Genomic DNA, 18,910 nt, shown 5'->3' on the forward strand with positions numbered 1-18,910 from the left:
ATCTCTGGGATAAAGAGCTTGCGGCACCATCGGTTCTTGATCATCCTCCGGAGGAGAGGTGCGGATGATCAGGGCGAATCGGGAGGAATGAATGACGGCAATCGAGCAGAAACCAGAGGTGACGGCTCTAGCGCGGCCCTGGCTCAAGTCCTATCCGGATGGCGTGCCGCACGACATTGGGCCGTTGCAGCATCGCTCGGTCGCCGCGCTCTTCGAAAACTCCTGCAGCGACAATCGCGACAAGGCCGGCTTCACCTGCATGGGCCGCACCATGACCTTCGGCGAAGTCGAGGAGCAATCTCTCAAGGTGGCTGCCTGGCTGCAGTCGAAGGGTGTCGTCAAGGGTGACCGGGTCGGCATCATGCTGCCCAATATCCTGCAGTTTCCGGTCGTGACCATGGCCGCGCTGCGGGCCGGGTGCATCGTGGTCAACATCAATCCACTCTATACGCCACGCGAGTTGCACCACCAGCTGGCCGATTCCGGCGTGACCGTCCTGTTTGCTCTGGAAAATTTCGCGTCGACCGTTCAGGCCTCGTTGCAGGAAACCAGCGTCAGGCATGTGGTCATCGCGACGATGGGCGATTTGCTTGGCCTCAAGGGGCACCTCGTCAATTTCGTCGTCCGCAAGGTCAAGAAACTGGTCCCGGCCTGGTCGCTGCCCGAGCATACAGGATTTAAAGCACTCCTTTCCGCGGGCGCGTCACTGCCCTTTACAGCGGTTTCCATCGAGCCGTCTGACATCGCCTTCCTGCAGTATACCGGTGGCACCACCGGGGTTGCCAAGGGCGCGATGTTGACCAATGCCAACGTCCTGTCGAATGCCGCCCAGACAGCCGCGTGGCTGAAGACCGCGTTCGATTTGAAGGGGCATCCGGCTGATCTGACTTTCGTCTGCCCGCTGCCGCTCTACCACATCTTCGCGCTGACCGTGAACATGGTGATGGGCATGACCGAAGGCGCGCGCAACCTGCTGATACCGAACCCGCGCGACATACGCGGCTTCATCAAGGAATTGAAGAAAACACGTTTCCACGTTTTCCCCGGTCTCAACACGCTGTTCAACGCGCTTGCCAACAATCCGGATTTTGCAGCGGTCGATTTCCGGGGGCTGATGCTGACGCTGTCCGGTGGTATGGCATGCCAGCGGTCCGTCGCCGAGCGTTGGCAGTCGATCACCAAATGCGTAATTTCGGAAGGTTACGGCCTGTCGGAAACGTCGCCGATTGCTACGGTCAATCGCCTCGATGCGGCGGGGTTCACGGGCTTCATCGGTCTGCCGCTGCCCTCGACCGAAATCGATATCCGCGACGATGACGGCAATTCCCTTGCCCTCGGCGTGGTCGGGGAAATCTGCATTCGTGGTCCCCAGGTGATGGCGGGCTACTGGAACCGGCCCGACGAAACCGCCAAGGTGATGACGGCAGATGGCTACTTCCGCTCCGGCGACATGGGGTTCATGGATGCGGACGGATACACCAAGATTGTCGACCGCAAGAAGGATATGATCATCGTTTCCGGCTTCAACGTCTATCCCAACGAGGTGGAGGAAGTCGTCGCCTCGCATCCCGGTGTCCTGGAGGTGGCGGCCATCGGCGTGCCTGACGATGTGACCGGCGAGGCCGTGAAACTCTACATCGTCAAAAGAGATGCGAGCCTCACGGCCGATGCGGTCAAGGCCTTTTGTGCGTCGTCGCTTACCAACTATAAGCGCCCGAAATTTATCGAGTTCCGCGACAGTCTGCCCAAATCCAATGTGGGCAAGATCCTGCGTAAGGAACTCAGGGGCTGACTATTTTTTCTGGCGGTCAATGAGTTCGAGATAAAGACCGGCGTGGTCAAGATCCGTGCCGTCCATCTCATGCACCAAGCGATGGAAACGGCCCTGCTGCAATTCCGAAAGCGGCAGGCTAAGGCCCAGATCGGTCGCGGCTTCGATCAGGTTGTTGAGGTCCTTGAGCTGCAGCGCGGAGCGGCCGCCGGGCACGAAGTTCTCATCGGCCATCCGCTTACCATGCTGCTGCAGGATGACCGAGTCGGCAAAGCCGCCTTTGAGCGCATCGCGGAACTTGTTCATGTCAGCGCCGGCGGCTTTCATCAGCAGCATGGCTTCCGCAACTATGCCGATCGTGGTCGCCACGATGCCCTGGTTGGCGAGCTTGGAAAGCTGCCCCGATCCGGAGGGACCAACCAGCACTGGCCGCCCCATTGCCGAAAGCGCGGCCTCCACCTTGGCGAAATCTTCTTCGGTGCCGCCTGCCATGATCGCCAGGGTTCCATCCGTTGCACCCTTGGTGCCGCCCGACACCGGCGCGTCGATGTGACCGATGCCGAATGGCGAAAGCAGATCGCGGTGCGCGCGTGCCTCGTTCGGCTTGATCGAGCTCATGTCCACCAGCACTGCACCCTTGCGGGCAGACCGGGCAACACCACAGCCGTCTATCAGCGCGCGTACGGCTGCACCGTCGGATACCATAGTGATGATGATATCGGCCGCAGCCACCGCATCGGCGGGCGTGAAGGCAAGCGTTGCGCCGTCGACAACGAGAGCTTCCGCCTTGTTGGCCGTCCTGTTCCAGACGGCTACGTCAAATCCGGCCTTCAAGAGGTTGCGCACCATCGGCGCACCCATCAATCCGGTTCCCAAAAAGGCAATTTTCGTCATGCAAACCTCCCGCAATATGTCAGGAGGGTATAAGACCAAAAAATCGATCGGGAACAAGGGCGCTGGAGTGTTATCCAAGCGGCAGCGGTTGCCATTGCCCAGTGATATGGCCGTTTTCGAATACGAGCAGCGGCCCGAATTGTTGCAACACTGCCTCGCTCTGGGTGGGGCGCAAGAAAGCGTAGTCGCCTTCCGCAAGCGTGCTGCCAGTGCCGAGCGCAAAGAACTGTTGATTGGAACTTGCACCCCAGAGTGAATTTTCCCTGAGATCGGCCGGCCAGGCGGGCTTGGCCATCCACTTGCCGCTATACAGGAAGCATCCCTTGTTTGGGAATCTGCCGATCTTTTGCATGAGTTGGGTCAGCAAGCGCGGCCCGGGCAGCCGGGCTTCGACGATTTTCAGCACCGGTGTCGCGATGAACAATGCTGGCAAGAGCCCAGCGAGTTCGTCGCCTTCGAAATCGGTGGGTTGCAGGAACCCCGAGCCCATCGATACCTCGTTTGCCTTGCTTTCCCCACCATAGCCCAACGCCGTCAGGCTTCCCCCGATGTTGAGGATAGTCCGGTCAGCGGGGTCGAACACTGCAACAAATGCGTTGAAGCGTTCGACCACCTTGCGGCGCTCGCCGTCCGCCCCGCCCAGCATACGGGGTATTTTCGACAGATGCGCTTCATAGCCCATCAACCCTTCGCATTTCAGCATTGGATCGCCTGCAACGGACAGCAGCGCATCGCGCAGGCTTTCGGGGTCGGCAAAGCCGCCGCGATGCATTCCGACATCGACCTCGGCGGCAAACCGCAACCGGAGGCCGGTATTGCGGGCAAGGTCTGCATAGGCGTGCAGACGGGTGGTGCTGTCGATGAGGTGGACCACCCGGTCGGACATGTCTTCACGTTCGCAGCTGTTCATACATGCCAACGAATGCTGGAGCGCACCGATGGGCATCGGTTTGCCGAACAGGATTTCGGCATCGGGCATGGCAGACAGCACCGCGCGAGCAATTGGCAGGTGAAAACTCATGATGCGGTTGGTCTGAAGCCTGTTCATGAGATGGCCGAGCAAGGGCAGGACGGCGAGCGATTTGTCGGCCAGCCTCACCGGTCGCCCGGGTTGAAGTCTTTGCTTGACGAGATCGATATTGGCGTCGAGCCTGATCTTGTCGATGACGAGTGCAGGTCGCCAGCAGCCCGCTTCACGCAGCGCGCGGCCCAGCACTTCGAAATAGGCGCCATCCGTCATTCAACACCCAACAACTTGGCGATATAGGGCGTTACAAAGCGATTGTCGGGATCCAGATCACGGCGGACCTCCATCGCGTCCTTCCATCGGGGATAGAGCTTTGACAGCTCTACTGCGCTGAGATTGTGCATCTTGCCCCAATGCGGCCGGCCGCCATGGCGACGAAAGATCGATTCGGCTGCCTTCTGGTAGTGTAGGGGATCTTCCGACGCATCATGGTGGATGGCGATGGAGCAGGTCGGGCGTTTGTAGAAGGGGCTGAGCCAGAAATTGTCCGCGGCGACAGTGCGGACTTCCATCGGAAAATAGACATCCGGGAAGAGATCCTCGGTCAACTGGATGATTTCCGCGAGCACTTTGGGGCCTTCCTCGATCGGCAGGTGGTATTCCATCTCGTTGAAGCGCGTGCGGCGGTCGCTGGTGTAGACCTTCAGCCAGTCCTCGACATAGTCCTCGCGCGGCAGCTTTCGCATGGCATTGCAGATCAGTGCGCGGCGGGCCCAGGGAAACCATTTGAGCATGTTGCGCAGCATTTTCAGAGTTGCCAGCCCCTCCTCGTCGTCTTCCGGCGGGCGATGGGTGATCGGCTCGTCGGTGATGTCACTCGCAAGGAACATCGCGTGGCCGGAAAAGGGGATGAAGTAGAATTCGGCCGAGCGGTGGGCCGTCATCATGTCGTGGAAGTTGGCGAGCATGTCTTCGATCGGCAACACCCAACGCCGCTTGCGCATGCGGTACGCTGGCAGGTTGTTCAGCGTAACCTCCGTGATAATGCCGAAAGCTCCCAGTGTCACGCCTGTGGCCTCGAGCATGTCGCCATGCACCGCCTTTGAATAGCTGCGCTGCCCGCCCCTACCATCGACAAGCTCTACCCGCTCGACCAGAGTGTGGTAAGCGCCGAGCCTTGATCCAGTCCCATGGGTGGCCGTGCCGAGAGAACCGCCGATCGTCTGCTTGTCGATGTCACCCATGTTTGCAAGTGCCTGACCGACACCTTGCAGCATCGGCGTCAGCTTGCCGAGCGTGGTGCCCGCGCCGACCGTTGCCTGCAACGTCTTAGGATCATGCGACTTTAAGCCTTCAAGCTTCTGCAGCGAAACGATGGTGCCTGCGCTGGGAACGAGTGGTGTGAACGAATGCCCGGAGCCGGCAACCCGTACCGGTCCGGGTGCGGATCTGACGACCGCCTGCAATTCCTCCACCGAGCCGGGCGACGCTCGCTGTGCAGGCTCGGCGGAAATGTAGCCCGACCAGTTCGTCCATCCCGATGCAGAGGCCATTCTGAAAATCCGTTTGGTTGTTTTTGGACAATGCTGGAGGAACAACGCCGGCTTGCTGGAGCCGTGCGGCGTCATCGCCTGCGTTCAGGAAGTGGTGGGTCGGGGCGAAAGTAGTGCGCTTTGGCGAAAACGGCGCGCCAAGTAAAACCAGTTGACGCCCTTGTGTCAGGCTGCCGGAAGAACCGGGCGCGCGAGCGCGGGAAAACGCGCTCCCCACAGTTGCCCAGCCGGTCGAAATCCGCTTCGATACAGAGGATTCCTGCTGCATCGACGCGCCTCGCACTTGCATTTTTCGCATGGGTCGGACAACACTGTTCTAATATAAGTGGGGGCAAGCATTGCGAACCTGACATTCGATCAGGTTGTTGTCAATGCCCGCTCTTGGAGAGGAAAGACGTTGCTTTTACATGCCGAACGGTAAGACAATTCTCAGGCGCCCGCCAAAGCAGGATAGAAGCCGTGAAAGAGTTGACGAAATACTTGTCGCGGCAAAGCGCCTGATCGGCGAAAAAGGCGTCGACGCGGTAAAGATGCGGGAAATCGCGGCGCTTGCTGGCGGGCCGATTTCGTCAGTCTACCAATACTTTCCAAACAAATCCGCGATCATCGCCACGCTCTACAATAAGTGGGCGCAAGAATTGGCCGATGTGATGAAATCGCAAATGGCTGGCGTCGAGAACCTGGACGGGTTGATCGATGCGATATCGTCAATTCTGGATTTCTACTACGAGCGGATCGCATCGGATCCCGCTATCCTTGATCTTTTGAACGCAATTCAGGCCGACAAAGCGCTGCACAATATCGACATTGCAGAAACGAAATTCCATGTGGATCTGCTCTGTAGCGTCGCGCGTACTTGGGTCGATACCGAACGCTATGATGCTTTCCGGCGCATTGCCTTCATGATGTTCCAGCTTGCCAACGGCGTTGTGCGGATGGCGCTTGCGGGAGAGCCTGCCGAGGCCGGCGCCATCCTCGCCGACTACAAAATGGTCATCCAGACGCAACTGAGGGATTTTGTCCGCAAGCCGGACTGATCGGACCCTTCAGTCAGTCCTCAAGGTTGGGCTATTTATGTATTTGCGCAAGCGGATGCGATGGTGACGGGTCTCCGATTTCGACGTCTTGGGGAGTGCCGCCAGAATGATCGACTTCATTCTATTTTGAGGGCACCCTAGTCTCGCTCCGCGGCAAGGCTGCTTAGATTGCCTTGCCGTCTCTCAGAGGATTTCGGCGCGCACGCACCAGCAACGAAGCCGCCTCGGCGGATGACGGGCAATAGAGCGCAAACTCCACATCATCACGACTGATCCCGATATCGAAGAGGAGATAATCAGGATGCGATGCCAGATCCCTGAGTACCTCACGGTTGGCGCGGGTCTGACGGTTGCCGGCGAACGCCGAGGACGCGCGCGCAAGCAGGCTCTGGATAATGCCCGCAGACGGAATTGATTCGAACGTCATGGTCAGTCTCCTTTGCAGTGCATTGTCTACCGATCCTTGGAAAGGGCGGCAGTATCCGCAGGAACAGACATGGTAGTCGGGGAGGGCTTCCGTGCGCTCCTGTAGAGAAAAAGCCCGGCCGGTTGCTGGGAGGCAACGGGACCGGGCAAAAAGCAGGGTTGCTTGGCTATTCACCCTGCGGGGAAACTTTGGCTCAGAACCGCTTGATGCCTCTGAGTGGGTTCTGTCGCGCCGAGACCAGCGAGCGAGAGGGATCGCTGGTCAGCGGCGACAGCAACGCAACTTCAACATCCGAACGTTTCAGGCCGATGTCGGCAAGCTGCGCGTCATCGAATTCACGCATATTCAACACCGCGCGACGGCCTCTGACGGCACGAGCCAGGCTCAGTAGCGTACGTAACGCCGCCGACAATCCAAAATCAAAAACTCTTTCTTCTCTGCCCGCAGTTGCGCAAACGGGCGCGTGTTCCAGCGTAGACATCGATTTTCTCCTCGGACGCCGCCAACGCGACGCATTTGATGCTCGCAATATCGAAAATTACTATTGATCAGTCCAACGAATGTTTCTAATCATTATCATCAAACTCTCTTATGGGTGCTAGAGCCATGACCGCGCCGCTGGATATCGATCAGTTGCAGACCTTCGTCGCGATTGCCGACGCAGGCAGTTTCACCAAGGCGGCCGACCGCGTTTTCAAGACGCAGTCGGCGGTCTCGATGCAGATGCGCCGTCTTGAGGAGCGCATTCGCAAGCCGTTGTTCGTCAAGGATGGCCGTGGTAACCGGTTGACGCCCGAAGGCGAAAAGCTCCTGAACTACGCGCGCCGGATGCTGCGGCTCAACAACGAAGCTGTAGCTGCCTTCGATGACAACCGTCTCGAGGGCACGCTGCGCATCGGCACGCCGGACGATTATGCCGATCGCTACATGCCGGAAATCATTCAACGGTTCGCGCGCTCGCATCCGAATGTCGAACTCTATATCGTCTGCGAACCTTCGGTGGATCTTGCCGAGAAGATGAGCCGTGGCGAACTCGACATCGCGCTTGTGACCCACAATCCGCTCGAACGCGAATCCGAGGTGGTGCGCACCGAACCGCTTTGCTGGGTGATGTCGGCCAATCACCCATTGCCGGAAAATGCGCCGGTACCGCTTGCCGTGGGACGCCGCGACTGTCAGTGGCGGCGGCTCGCCTGCGCCTCGCTCGATGCCGTCGGGCGCGAATACCAGATCCTGTTTACCAGTTGGTCGTCCACGGTCGTGGCCTCTGCCGTGCTCGCCGGCATGGCGGTCTCGGTACTGCCTGAATCGGCTCTGCGCACCGGCATGAAGGTGCTCGGCCAGCCGGATGGCTTTCCGCCGCTTGCGCCCGTGCAAATCGGCATCATGAAGCGGCCGGGCCTTTCGACGTCGCTGACCAACGCGATTACGGCCCATATCAGCGCCTGCCTGGACAACATCACGCCCGCCAATGTCGATGATGAACTTGATCGCGACGTCAAGATGTGGCCGCGCCTGCCGCGCCTCAAGGCCGGCCATATGCTGCCGGGCTGGTAGCCGCTTTTGGACTGTCATTAAGCCGCAATCGGCATGACAATCTTCTGGATGCAATCTAACATGTCAGCGGGTCGGTAAGGCCCGCTTTTTTTCTGCATGCCAATTTCCAGAAGGCGCCTGATATGACCGACCGTTCGTTCACCACAATCGAAAACCAGTGGATCACGCTCAAGGACGGCACCCGGCTCGCCGCGCGGATCTGGATGCCGGACAACGCCGAGAACGATCCCGTCCCAGCCGTGTTCGAATTCCTGCCCTACAGGAAGCGGGATGGGACCTGCGCACGCGATGAATCCACCTATCCGGCTTTTGCGGCAGCCGGCATCGCCGGCGTTCGCGTCGATATCCGGGGCTCCGGAGAATCCGATGGTGTCATCGATGGCGAATACACGCCGCTGGAGCTGGCAAATGCCTGTGAACTGATCGAATGGATCGCCGCACAGAAGTGGTCGAACGGTTCGGTCGGCATGATGGGTATCTCCTGGGGCGGCTTCAACTGCTTGCAGGTCGCAGCCTTGCGCCCGACCGCGCTCAAGGCGGTGATTTCCATCGCCTCCACGGTCGATCGCTACAACGACGATATCCACTACAAGAACGGCACCCATCTTTCGGCACAGCTTTCCTGGGCGGCAACCATGCTCGCCTATCAGTCGCGCTCGCCCGATCCGGAGCTGACCGGCAACCGCTGGAAGGACATGTGGATGGAGCGGTTGGAGGCCGAGCCGTTTTTCCTGGAAGAATGGCTCCAGCACCAGCGTCGCGACGATTTCTGGAAGCACGGATCCATCGGGGATAATTTCGGAGATGTCGAGATCCCGGCGCTGGTGATCGCCGGCTGGGCAGACGGCTATCGCAACACGCCGCTGAAGGCTGTTGAGGGTCTCGGCCCGAAATCCAAGGCTATCATCGGCCCGTGGGTGCATAAGTACCCGCACTTCGCCTGGCCCAAACCCCGCGCGGACTTTCTTGGCGAGGCGATCCGCTGGTGGAACCGTTGGCTGCGCGGTGAGGAGAATGGCGCCGAAAGCCTGCCGCAGGTGCGCGCCTATATCATGGACGCAATCAAGCCGGCTGCGCGTCGCGATTTCGACCCCGGTTTCTGGATCGCCAAGGACCGCTGGACCAGCCCGGAAAAGCAACATTTCCATGTCAATGCGGATGGGGCCTTGGCAAGCGGTGCGGGCAGGGGGGTAGGGGGCGAAGCGTTTCTGCGTTCACCTCTCGATACCGGCACATCATCAGGCGAATTCTTCACCCTCAAGCCCGATGCCGAAATGGCGGTCGATCAGCGCGGTGACGACGCCGGCTCGTTGGTTTTCGAAACCGCGGAACTCACCGGGGATCTGGACTGCCTGGGCATGCCAGTGGTCAGGCTGACACTCTCCTGCCAAGCGGAGCTTGCCAATCTGTGTGCCCGCATCGTCGATGTCCATCCCGATGGTTCTGCCCAACGTGTTTCCTTCGGCGTGCTCAATCTGGCGCACAGGAACTCGAACGAGCATCCTGAACCGCTGGTGCCCGGCCGAAAGACAGAGATTACCCTCGTGCTCGATGCCTGCGGTTACCGCTTTGCCAAGGGCCACAAGATCCGCCTGTCGCTTTCCACCTCCTATTGGCCGATGATCCTGCCGCCACCCACCGATGCCGGCGTTACCATCGATGTTGCCTCGATCGATGTCGCGCTGCCGAAACTCGGAACTGCCGAACGGATCGCGATGAAGGAGCCTGAAAATCCCTCGCCGCTGCCAACCTATATCGAGCATCACGCCGGCGCGACGCGCCGTGCCGTCACGCGTGAGTTGTCTCACGCGCGTACGGACTATCTCATCCACGAAGACACCGGCCTTCACGAACATCCGCAAACCGGGCTGTCCACCCGTCAGCTCCGCGAGGAACTCTGGTCCATATCTGACAACGATCCCACATCCATGACCGGCCGCTCGGTCTGGACCTGTGACATGTCGCGCCCCGGTTGGTCCGTTCGCACCGTGTCGATGGCTAAAATATCCTGCACGAAGACGGATTGGGTGCTGAGCGCGAGCGTCCTGGCCTACGAAGGCCACGACCAGATCTTCGAGAAGACCTGGGAGAAGAGTGTCCCGCGCGATATGATGTAGCTCAGGCGCCAGCGCTGCTTCGGCTTAATTCTCGCAGCGCCTCGACGGCTCTGACGGCATCGGACGAAGGAACAAAAATGTGGTCGTGGTAGTACGCCGCGACCACATTGGCGCTGATGTCGTGCCGGGCCAGTTCCGCCGAGATAGCAGCTGTCAGTCCAACCGCTTCCAGCGACGAATGCACGGTCAGGGAGATCTGGCGCATCGGCAGGCTCTTCGGATAGTCCAGACTCTTGGCGGACTCAGCATCGACAATAGCCGTGCGGCCTTCCTTCTCCGCAAACAGCCCGAGAGGCTCGATGTGTGGCGCTAGGTTGCGCCCAGCAGGCAACGCGCAGAATACGAACTCGCCCGGCTGTAATTCCGGCTCCATGCTGGTAAGTAGTTGTGCAATGTGAGTGATGCCGGTCATACAACTCTCTTGATGATCAATGAAGGACTGTTGCGTTGAAAGCGTGTTGGCTGATATTATCCTATCCGGTAACAAGGTTGCGGTCATGTCTCAGACTTTGAGAGTCGAAAATGTGGATGATGAAATCGTCAAAAAACTTTCGGATCGCGCAGTAAGGCACGGCCGGACGATCGAAGCAGAGCATCGTGCCATTCTCATGCAGGCTCTTGACGCCAAGCTGTCGTTTGAAGAGCTGGCCGGCAAAATGCGGGAGATGCTCGAAGGTCGTCACCATACCCAATCCGAAATCTTGATGCTTGAGGGTCGTGACGACCGGTGAGCGATCTCATCATCATTGATTCAAGTGTCGCCATAAAATGGGTTGTGCCGGAGATTGGCAGTAAAGAGGCATTGGCGCTCAGGCTGAAATACGATCTCTGCGCACCCGAGCTGATCATTCCAGAAATTGCCAACATACTCTGGAAGAAATTCCAGAGAGGCGAACTCTCCGCCGCAGAAGCGGGATTGGCTGCCGAACTGCTGGCAAATTCGGGTATCTCATATGCTTCCATGCGCGGTCTACTGGAAAAAGCCACCGATTTTGCTTTAGCGCTTGGCCATCCTGCTTATGACTGTGTGTATCTTGCGGCAGCTCTCGAAGCCAATTGCCCTTTTGTCACGGCAGACGCTCGACTGATACGCAAGCCTCAACAACAGCAATTTGCTGCCGTGAAGTGCTACGATCTGCTTGCAATGCCGGCCTTGTGAACGTCATATCCCCTTGCCAAATCTGCGATCCCTGTCATAACCCCTCACATGAACGACAAAACAGACCTTCCGAGCAAAAGCGACTTCTCACATGTGAGCGAGTGGGTCTTCGACCTCGACAACACGCTTTATCCGCACCACATCGATCTTTTCGCGCAGATCGACAGGAACATGACGGCCTATGTCGCTGATCTGCTCGACCTTGGGCCCGAGGATGCGCGCAAGCTGCAGAAGCAATATTACCACGACCACGGCACGACGTTGCGCGGCCTGATGCATCATCACAACATCGATCCGGCCGGCTTTCTCGATGCCGCCCACAAGATTGACTACTCGCCGTTGCCGGTCGATGAAAGCCTTAGCGCCGTCATCAAGGCTCTGCCGGGCCGCAAGTTCATTTTTACCAATGGCACCGTCAAGCACGCGGAAGCTGCGGCAAAGGCCCTCGGTATTCTCGATCATTTTGAGGATATCTTCGACATCGTTGCAGCCGACTACGTTCCCAAGCCGGCGGGCCAGACCTATGACAAGTTCGCAAGCCTTCATCGTGTGACCACCAACAAGGCCGCGATGTTCGAGGATCTTCCGCGCAACCTGATCGCGCCGAAGCTGCTTGGCATGAAAACCGTCCTGATCGTTCCCTCTGTCGTCGACCAACCGCTGGAGCGTTGGGAAATCGCCGACGACAATGACGAGCATATCGACTACGTCACCAGCGATCTGACCGGCTTCCTGAAGGCCATTCTCTGATTTTTCTCGGCGGTTCCAAGATTATCCGTGTTGGCCCAGCGATTTTGGGCCAACACGGATAATCTGAGATGAACCGCCCATTCAGCCTGTATTCAGCCGTAATCCCTATAACCGTTCTCAACTTTGGCGAACGGCAGACTGGTTGCGTGCATCGAGTGCCCCGATCGCCCAGAGGAAGCAAAAAAGCGCGTAACGGTCGCGCTAGCCATCACCTTGAGAAATCAAGTGAAAGGTCCTCAGGAATGAAAATGAAGTCTCTTATCATTGCCGCCATCGCCTCGGTTGTCGCGGTGACTGCAGCAGCGCCCACATTCGCAGCCAACGATCCATCCAAAGGTGATCCGGCCAAGAAGGAAAAGCGTATCCATCGCATGGTCAAGCGTGCTGATCTCAACGGTGACAAGCGCATATCGCCGGCCGAACTCGTGCAGGCGCTGGAACGCAGCTTTGCAGTCCTCGACACGAACCGCGATGGCGTCCTCAGCCAATCCGAGTTGGCTGGACGCAAGGCGGCCTACAAAGCCTATAGGGTGCAGGTCAAGGCAGAGCGCAATGCAGGCAACAAAATCGCGGGCGTCGTCCGCTTGCCCAAGGCTGTCGGCAAGCATTTTGCCAAGGTCGATGCCAATGGTGACGGTGCGATCTCGAAGAGCGAGTTGAAGCATGTCGCTGAGCGTGTCTTCAAGCGCCGGGATCACAACAAGGACGGTTACATATCCGCAGCGGATTTCAACGTTTGAGTATATGAAATCCACGCGTGGATGACGGCGGCCCGTGTCTCACGGGCCGCTTGTTTTTCCGGCCTTCCCATTTTCGTAGAACGAGGCGATGATATCGCAGGCTTCCGAAGCGGTTTCGACGAACTGCACGAGATTGATGTCCTCCGGGGCGATCGTCCCGAACTCGGCAAGCGCCTCGAAGTTGATGATCGTGCGCCAGAATTTCTCTCCGAAGAGAATGATGGGCACCTTGGCCATTCTTCCCGTTTGCATCAGCGTGATGGATTCGAACATTTCGTCCAGCGTGCCGAAGCCGCCCGGAAACACGACGATAGCCTTGGCGCGCATCAGGAAATGCATCTTGCGGATGGCGAAATAGTGGAAGTTGAAGCTGAGTTCCGGGGTGACATAAGGGTTCGGTGCCTGCTCGTGCGGGAGCACGATGTTGAGACCGATCGAGGGCGCGCCGACCTCTGCAGCGCCCCGGTTCCCCGCTTCCATGACTCCGGGGCCGCCACCGGTGACAACCACATATTCGTGGTAGTGATGCTTTGCGGACCATTCCGAGCACAGCCGGGCAAATTCGCGCGCTTCGTCGTAATAGATTGACGCCGACTCGAGATTTTTCTTCTGGGTTTCGTTTCGTGCCGCCCAGGCCGCTTGTCCTGGCGCTGGGATCCGCGCGCCGCCGAACATGACGACGGTCGACTTGATGCCGCGGGCGGAGAGGATCGCTTCCGCCTTCAGGAGTTCCAGTTGCAGGCGTACGGGGCGCAAGTCCTCGCTGCAAAGGAAGTCCGCATCGGTATACGCCAGCCGATAGGAGGGTGAAAGGGTTTGCGGGGTTTCCGGTACTCTTTCGGCGGTCTGTCTGGCGCTTCGGCTGCTTTCGAGCGGCGCCCAGACGCCGCCTTTGCCTCGCAAACCGTCGGTTTTCCCCTTTGCCATTGCCATTTCCATTCGCTATAGAGCCGTTGACAGGCCTTCATGTCCATTGGCGGAAGAATAATCCTTCAAATCTTAAGGAATTCCCATGAACTCCACCCCACTCTCCCAGCTCGAAAAAATCATTGACGCTGCCTTCGAAGCTCGCGACAGCGTCTCGATCTCGACACGCGGCGAAATTCGCGATGCGGTCGATACAGCGCTCAACCTTCTCGACAACGGCAAGGCTCGTGTGGCCACGCGTGGTGACGATGGTCAGTGGACGGTGCACCAGTGGCTGAAGAAGGCGGTTCTGTTGTCGTTCCGGCTGCAGCCGATGGAGGTCATCAAGGGTGGGCCCGGCGAGTCGGTCTGGTGGGACAAGGTCGCCTCCAAGTTTGACGGATGGAGCGCCAACGAGTTCGAAAAGGCGGGTTTCCGCGCCGTGCCAAATGCCGTCGTTCGCCGCTCGGCCTTTATCGCTCCAGGCGCAGTGCTGATGCCGTCCTTCGTCAATCTCGGTGCTCATGTCGGCGCCAACACCATGGTCGACACCTGGGCGACCGTCGGCTCGTGCGCCCAGATCGGCGCCAACGTTCACCTTTCGGGTGGCGTCGGTATCGGTGGCGTGCTCGAGCCCATGCAGGCCGGCCCGACGATCATCGAGGACAATTGCTTCATCGGCGCGCGCTCGGAAGTCGTCGAAGGCTGCATCATCCGCGAAGGTTCCGTGCTGGGCATGGGCGTGTTCATCGGCAAGTCGACAAAGATCGTCGACCGCGCTACCGGCGAAGTCACTTATGGTGAAGTGCCTCCCTATTCGGTCGTCGTGGCAGGCTCCATGCCGTCCGGCGGCAACATGCCCAACGGCATGCCCGCGCCGAACCTTTATTGCGCCGTCATCGTCAAGCGGGTCGATGAGAAGACCCGCTCCAAGACGGGCATCAATGAACTGTTGCGCGACTGACCGGTACATGCGTTTGAGCTTACCACGATCCCGGCCATTCGGCCGGGATTTTGGTTTGTCTGCTCAAGTGTCTGTAGCATTGCAAGGGCATTGGTTGTCGATCGAGACTCCGGAAAGAATGGTCGGGATGGTTGAACAGGACGAAAATCCGGGCATGTTCTGGCTGTTTTTCAGTCCGTCGGGGCGTCTGGGCCGTCTGCCCTATGGACTTGCTATCCTGTTCTGGATGGTGCTTCCCGGTGTCGCGATCTCGCAGATGATGGCAAATGAGCACAATGATCCCGCCCTTGCTCTCTGGACGCTTGCTCTCGTGATCGTTAGCCTGATGTCGGTGGTTTCGTTTTTCATGCTCAGCGTCAAGCGTGTGCATGATATGGGCTTTGCCGGCATCTTCGCATTGCTGACCTTCGTGCCGGTCGTGTCGTTTTTTGCCGTGGTCGCATTTCTTTTCTGGCCGTCGCCAGGACCCAATGAATTCGGCAATTCGACCAACCGTCCGAAATGATTTGCGCTTTTTCCGTGACAGCTTTTTCGCTTTGGATTAAACGCCTTGCGCATGAGCACAACTGATCCTGTCGAGAATCTGCAGCGGCTCATCCGCTGCCCGTCCGTAACACCTGCCGAGGGTGGCGCATTGAGCGCGCTCGAAGCAATGCTTTTGCCACTCGGCTTCAAGGTCGATCGCGTTGTGTCGACCGAGGACGGCACGCCCGACATCGAGAATCTTTACGCCCGATTGGGCAACGATGGGCCGCATCTGATGTTTGCCGGCCACACCGATGTCGTGCCCGTCGGTGATGAAGGCGCCTGGACCCACCCGCCGTTTGCGGCCGAAATTGTCGACGGCATCATGTATGGCCGTGGTGCGGTCGATATGAAGGGCGGAATCGCCTGCTTTGCCGCTGCCGTTGCGCGACACATCGAAAACCACGGCGCGCCGAAAGGCTCGGTCTCGTTCCTGATCACAGGCGACGAGGAAGGGCCGGGTATCAATGGCACCATAAAGCTGCTGCAATGGGCACACGAGAAGGGTGAGCGTTGGGACGCTTGCCTCGTCGGCGAACCCACCAATCCGGACCAACTCGGCGACATGATCAAGATCGGCCGCCGGGGTTCTGTTTCCGGCAAGGTGGTCGTACATGGAGTGCAGGGCCATGTGGCCTATCCGCATCTCGCCGACAACCCGCTACGGGCGGCAATCGCCATGGCGGGCGCGCTGATGGATCCACCCTTCGATCATGGCACGGACGAATTCCAACCGTCGAATATGGAAGTGACGACGATCGACACCGGCAATCCGGCGACGAATGTCCTGCCCTCCAAGGTCACTTTCGCGTTCAATATCCGCTTCAACGACATATGGACCGCCGAAAGCCTGATGGCGGAGATTACCCGCAGACTGGACAACGCTGCGGCGAAATCCGATCTTCGTCCCGGCCGCCAGCCTGCGCGATACGATCTGACCTGGGCAGAGCGCCCCAGCCATGTCTTCCTAACCAGAAACAACCGGCTGCTGGATTCATTGAACGCTGCCATCGAGAAGAGCACCGGCCGCACGCCGAAGCTGTCGACGACCGGTGGCACGTCGGACGCGCGCTTCATCAAAGATTACTGCCCGGTTGTCGAGTTCGGGCTTGTCGGCCAGACCATGCACATGGTCGATGAAAACGTTCCCGTCGCCGATCTGGAGGCGCTGACTAGAATCTATCAAGCCTTTATCGCGCGCTGGTTCGCCGATGCCGGGGCTTGATGAGCTGTTCCGCTATTTCAGGGGACTCTGGCTGCTGGGCATGGGCAAACCGGAGGGGTTTGCCTGGCTCGATCTGACCGAGCGCGGGTTCTGGCGCTCCTGGTGGGCCGTTGGCTTTTGCCTTCCTCCCATGCTGCTGAGCTGGGCCGGCTTCAGGCTCTATTACCTGGCGATGATGCCCGAAGGCACCTCGTTGGGTGCCTTTTTCTTCGCAAAATTGCTGGCGGTGGAAATTGGTAACTGGGTCGTGCCCTACATTGCGCTTGCCGTGGTCATGTCGCTGGCGGGACTTAGGGCCGTAATTCCCGTTGTGATGATCGCGCTGAACTGGCTGTCGGTATTGCTGCAATGGGCGATGGTGCCGGTGTCGCTGGTGCAGGTTTTTTCGCCGCTCAACATCGATGCGCAACTGTCGATCGGGCTGCCTTTGCTGATGATGTCCGGTGCGGCCTATTTCCTGATCATGCGCCAGTTCATGGGGGGCAAGTCGCTGCCAGCAGCGGCGAGCTTGCTGACGATGATGGTTTCGAGCTTCTGGGCTTCGTCGACGCTGCAATCCACACTGGGCCTCACCGTCGGCCTATGAATCCTCGTCTGTGTCGTAGCGCAGGAGTTTCGTCACGTCGCCGTAATCCACCTGCATGAAAAACAGCCCCCAGGGCGGCGCCACCGGGCCGCAACGCGTGCGGTCTCTTGCTTCGAGCGCGTCGCGGACATCCGCAAGCGACCACTTTCCTTCGCCGGCCAGCTTCAAGGTCCCGGCAAACGAGCGGATCTGGTTGTGGAGGAAACTCTGCGCCGATGCGCGAATCTCGATCAACTCGCCGTTGCGGCTCACGTCGAGCCGTTCGATGGTGCGGTTGGGGTTCTTGGCCTGGCAATGCGTCGACCGGAAGGTGGTGAAATCGTGATGGCCGACGAGTTCCTGCGCGGCGGCATGCATGGCCTCATGGTCGAGCGGCTTCTTGACATGCCAGGCGCGCTCGGCCTCGATGGCCGTCGGCGCCAGCCGGTTGACGATGCGATAGAGATAGTGCCGCTTGGTGGCGGAGAAGCGTGCATCGAAGGTGTCAGGCGCGACCTGTACATCCAGGATGGCAACGCGCTCCTCGGCCTGCGCGAGATAGGCGTTGACCGCGTTCATCACGGTTATGGCCTTCCAGTCCCTGGTCAGGTCGGCATGGCAGACCTGACCGAAGGCGTGAACGCCGGAATCCGTCCGGCCGGCGGCCTTGAGCGAAATCGCCTCGCCGGTCATCGCAAGGATCGCTTTTTCGATCGCGCCCTGTACCGAGTGACCGTTGTCTTGCCGCTGCCAGCCGACATAAGGGGCGCCATCATATTCGACGGTCATGCGGAAACGCGGCATCAGGAAACCCTCATGCCGCGCGCCAGCGCGGTGCCGCGCAGGAAGTCGACTGCGTCCATTGCCTTGCCGCCAGCCTTCTGCAGCCTGAGCAGCTTCACCGCACCGGTGCCGCACGCGATCGTCAGGTGATCGTCCAGCACGTCTCCGGGCGTGCTGGACCCGGTTGCAGGCTCGGTTCTAAGCACTTTGATACGCTCGGTCTTGCCGCCGACGTCGGCCTGGAACCATGCGCCGGGAAAAGGGGAAAGACCGCGGATGTGGTTGTGAACATCGATCCCGTCGCGCGAAAAATCGATGCGCGTTTCATCCTTGCTGATCTTGGCGGCGTAAAGCACGCCGGCCTCGGCTTGCGGGGTCAGCGGCAGTTCGTCGGCTTCGAGTTTGGCCATGGCTTCGACCATCAGGGATGCTCCGGCTACGGATAGCTGGTCGTGTAGTTCCCCGGCGGTCATGTCGAGCGGAATGCCGACACGGCTGGTCAGCGCTACTGGGCCAGTGTCCAGTCCCTTGTCCATTCTCATGATCATCATGCCGGTCTCGGCATCGCCCGCCATGATCGCTCGTTGTATCGGGGCTGCGCCGCGCCATCGCGGCAGCAGCGAGGCATGGCCGTTGTAGCAGCCCAACCGTGTGCCCTCGAGGATCGATAGTGGTAACAGAAGCCCGTAGGCGACCACGACGGCGACATCGGCATTGAAGGCGCGGAAGGTCGCAACATCTTCGTCATTCCTGAAGTTCAACGGCGTCAGAACCGGAATTGACAGCGCCTCGGCGGCCTGATGAACAGGAGAAGGCGTCAGCTCCAGTCCACGCCGGCCCGCTGGCCGTGGCGGCTGCGAATAGGCCGCCACGATCTGATGGCCTGCTGCATGCAGCGCCCTGAGGACCGGCACCGAAAAATCCGGCGTTCCCATGAAGATGATACGAAGCGGCATGCTATTTCCCGAAG

The 18,910-nt window shown here is 59.3% G+C and carries 21 protein-coding genes; 12 read left to right on the plus strand and 9 right to left on the minus strand.

Going from position 1 to position 18,910, the window contains the following annotated elements; genetic code table 11:
- Positions 1 to 91: 91 nt before the first annotated feature.
- The gene (locus tag JJB09_RS00060) at positions 92 to 1,792 is read left to right on the plus strand and encodes a long-chain-fatty-acid--CoA ligase (RefSeq protein ID WP_201651575.1); all 1,701 of its coding nucleotides are present in this window, start codon (positions 92 to 94) and stop codon (positions 1,790 to 1,792) included.
- On the opposite strand, the gene JJB09_RS00065 is transcribed toward JJB09_RS00060, so the two are convergent.
- From JJB09_RS00065 to JJB09_RS00075, 3 genes are all read right to left on the minus strand, one after another.
- Complete coding sequence (locus JJB09_RS00065) at positions 1,793 to 2,665, minus strand: NAD(P)-dependent oxidoreductase (protein WP_201651576.1); 873 nt, start codon at positions 2,663 to 2,665, stop codon at positions 1,793 to 1,795. It abuts the gene before it with no gap.
- A 70-nt stretch (positions 2,666 to 2,735) separates the two neighbouring features.
- Positions 2,736 to 3,905 (minus strand): alanine racemase, encoded by a 1,170-nt coding sequence (locus tag JJB09_RS00070; RefSeq protein WP_201651578.1) that lies wholly within the window; start codon positions 3,903 to 3,905, stop codon positions 2,736 to 2,738.
- Positions 3,902 to 5,185 carry a D-arabinono-1,4-lactone oxidase gene (locus JJB09_RS00075; RefSeq protein ID WP_201651580.1) on the minus strand — a complete coding sequence of 428 codons (1,284 nt, stop codon included), beginning with the start codon at positions 5,183 to 5,185 and terminating at the stop codon, positions 3,902 to 3,904. The genes JJB09_RS00070 and JJB09_RS00075 overlap by 4 nt, the downstream gene beginning before the upstream one ends.
- A gap of 407 nt (positions 5,186 to 5,592) precedes the next feature.
- On the opposite strand from JJB09_RS00075, the gene JJB09_RS00080 reads away from it, so the two are divergent.
- Positions 5,593 to 6,222, plus strand: a complete 630-nt coding sequence (locus JJB09_RS00080; RefSeq protein ID WP_201651582.1) for a TetR/AcrR family transcriptional regulator — start codon at positions 5,593 to 5,595, stop codon at positions 6,220 to 6,222.
- 163 nt (positions 6,223 to 6,385) lie between these two features.
- Here the strand turns inward: JJB09_RS00080 and JJB09_RS00085 are convergent, their stop codons facing one another.
- Positions 6,386 to 6,649, minus strand: coding sequence for a DUF1127 domain-containing protein (locus tag JJB09_RS00085; protein WP_201651584.1), 264 nt, complete (start codon positions 6,647 to 6,649; stop codon positions 6,386 to 6,388).
- 193 nt (positions 6,650 to 6,842) lie between these two features.
- Positions 6,843 to 7,130 (minus strand): YjiS-like domain-containing protein, encoded by a 288-nt coding sequence (locus tag JJB09_RS00090; RefSeq protein ID WP_201651586.1) that lies wholly within the window; start codon positions 7,128 to 7,130, stop codon positions 6,843 to 6,845.
- 125 nt (positions 7,131 to 7,255) lie between these two features.
- On the opposite strand from JJB09_RS00090, the gene JJB09_RS00095 reads away from it, so the two are divergent.
- Together JJB09_RS00095 and JJB09_RS00100 are read left to right on the plus strand one after the other, a co-directional pair.
- A complete protein-coding gene (locus tag JJB09_RS00095) occupies positions 7,256 to 8,206 on the plus strand; it encodes a LysR substrate-binding domain-containing protein (RefSeq protein WP_201651588.1) in 951 nt (316 codons plus the stop codon).
- Between the two features lie 122 nt (positions 8,207 to 8,328).
- The gene (locus JJB09_RS00100) at positions 8,329 to 10,323 is read left to right on the plus strand and encodes a CocE/NonD family hydrolase (RefSeq protein WP_201651590.1); all 1,995 of its coding nucleotides are present in this window, start codon (positions 8,329 to 8,331) and stop codon (positions 10,321 to 10,323) included.
- Between the two features lies 1 nt (position 10,324).
- Here JJB09_RS00100 and JJB09_RS00105 read toward each other — a convergent pair whose 3' ends face one another.
- Positions 10,325 to 10,735, minus strand: a complete 411-nt coding sequence (locus JJB09_RS00105; protein ID WP_201651592.1) for an ACT domain-containing protein — start codon at positions 10,733 to 10,735, stop codon at positions 10,325 to 10,327.
- 46 nt (positions 10,736 to 10,781) lie between these two features.
- On the opposite strand from JJB09_RS00105, the gene JJB09_RS00110 reads away from it, so the two are divergent.
- The 4 genes from JJB09_RS00110 to JJB09_RS00125 all read left to right on the plus strand — a co-directional run bounded on the left by JJB09_RS00110 (position 10,782) and on the right by JJB09_RS00125 (position 12,972).
- Positions 10,782 to 11,054 (plus strand): FitA-like ribbon-helix-helix domain-containing protein, encoded by a 273-nt coding sequence (locus JJB09_RS00110; RefSeq protein ID WP_246748518.1) that lies wholly within the window; start codon positions 10,782 to 10,784, stop codon positions 11,052 to 11,054.
- The gene (locus JJB09_RS00115) at positions 11,051 to 11,482 is read left to right on the plus strand and encodes a PIN domain-containing protein (protein WP_201651594.1); all 432 of its coding nucleotides are present in this window, start codon (positions 11,051 to 11,053) and stop codon (positions 11,480 to 11,482) included. Before JJB09_RS00110 ends, JJB09_RS00115 begins: the two co-directional genes overlap by 4 nt.
- Positions 11,483 to 11,530: 48 nt before the next feature.
- On the plus strand, positions 11,531 to 12,232 hold the full coding sequence (locus JJB09_RS00120) for a pyrimidine 5'-nucleotidase (RefSeq protein ID WP_201651595.1): 702 nt from the start codon (positions 11,531 to 11,533) through the stop codon (positions 12,230 to 12,232).
- A gap of 248 nt (positions 12,233 to 12,480) precedes the next feature.
- Entirely contained in the window at positions 12,481 to 12,972 is a 492-nt protein-coding gene (locus JJB09_RS00125; RefSeq protein WP_201651596.1) for an EF-hand domain-containing protein, read from the plus strand.
- 39 nt (positions 12,973 to 13,011) lie between these two features.
- On the opposite strand, the gene JJB09_RS00130 is transcribed toward JJB09_RS00125, so the two are convergent.
- Positions 13,012 to 13,899, minus strand: a complete 888-nt coding sequence (locus JJB09_RS00130) for an LOG family protein (RefSeq protein WP_201651597.1) — start codon at positions 13,897 to 13,899, stop codon at positions 13,012 to 13,014.
- 85 nt (positions 13,900 to 13,984) lie between these two features.
- Here JJB09_RS00130 and dapD point away from each other — a divergent pair, with 85 nt between their 5' ends.
- The 4 genes from dapD to JJB09_RS00150 all read left to right on the plus strand — a co-directional run bounded on the left by dapD (position 13,985) and on the right by JJB09_RS00150 (position 17,178).
- Positions 13,985 to 14,842 (plus strand): 2,3,4,5-tetrahydropyridine-2,6-dicarboxylate N-succinyltransferase, encoded by an 858-nt coding sequence (gene dapD, locus JJB09_RS00135; protein ID WP_201651598.1) that lies wholly within the window; start codon positions 13,985 to 13,987, stop codon positions 14,840 to 14,842.
- Positions 14,843 to 14,969: 127 nt separating this feature from the next.
- Entirely contained in the window at positions 14,970 to 15,347 is a 378-nt protein-coding gene (locus JJB09_RS00140) for a DUF805 domain-containing protein (RefSeq protein WP_201651599.1), read from the plus strand.
- A gap of 51 nt (positions 15,348 to 15,398) precedes the next feature.
- On the plus strand, positions 15,399 to 16,592 hold the full coding sequence (dapE, locus tag JJB09_RS00145) for a succinyl-diaminopimelate desuccinylase (protein ID WP_201651600.1): 1,194 nt from the start codon (positions 15,399 to 15,401) through the stop codon (positions 16,590 to 16,592).
- Positions 16,579 to 17,178 (plus strand): hypothetical protein, encoded by a 600-nt coding sequence (locus JJB09_RS00150; protein WP_201651602.1) that lies wholly within the window; start codon positions 16,579 to 16,581, stop codon positions 17,176 to 17,178. The genes dapE and JJB09_RS00150 overlap by 14 nt, the downstream gene beginning before the upstream one ends.
- Here the strand turns inward: JJB09_RS00150 and truA are convergent.
- Both truA and fmt read right to left on the minus strand, forming a co-directional pair.
- Entirely contained in the window at positions 17,173 to 17,961 is a 789-nt protein-coding gene (truA, locus tag JJB09_RS00155; protein WP_201651604.1) for a tRNA pseudouridine(38-40) synthase TruA, read from the minus strand. The two genes, JJB09_RS00150 and truA, sit on opposite strands and share 6 nt — an antisense overlap.
- On the minus strand, positions 17,961 to 18,896 hold the full coding sequence (gene fmt / locus JJB09_RS00160) for a methionyl-tRNA formyltransferase (RefSeq protein WP_201651606.1): 936 nt from the start codon (positions 18,894 to 18,896) through the stop codon (positions 17,961 to 17,963). Before fmt ends, truA begins: the two co-directional genes overlap by 1 nt.
- Positions 18,897 to 18,910 lie beyond the last annotated feature (14 nt).

Origin of the sequence: Phytoamicus setariae, assembly GCF_016722925.1 — a bacterium.
GTDB lineage: Bacteria > Pseudomonadota > Alphaproteobacteria > Rhizobiales > Rhizobiaceae > Rhizobium_E > Rhizobium_E setariae.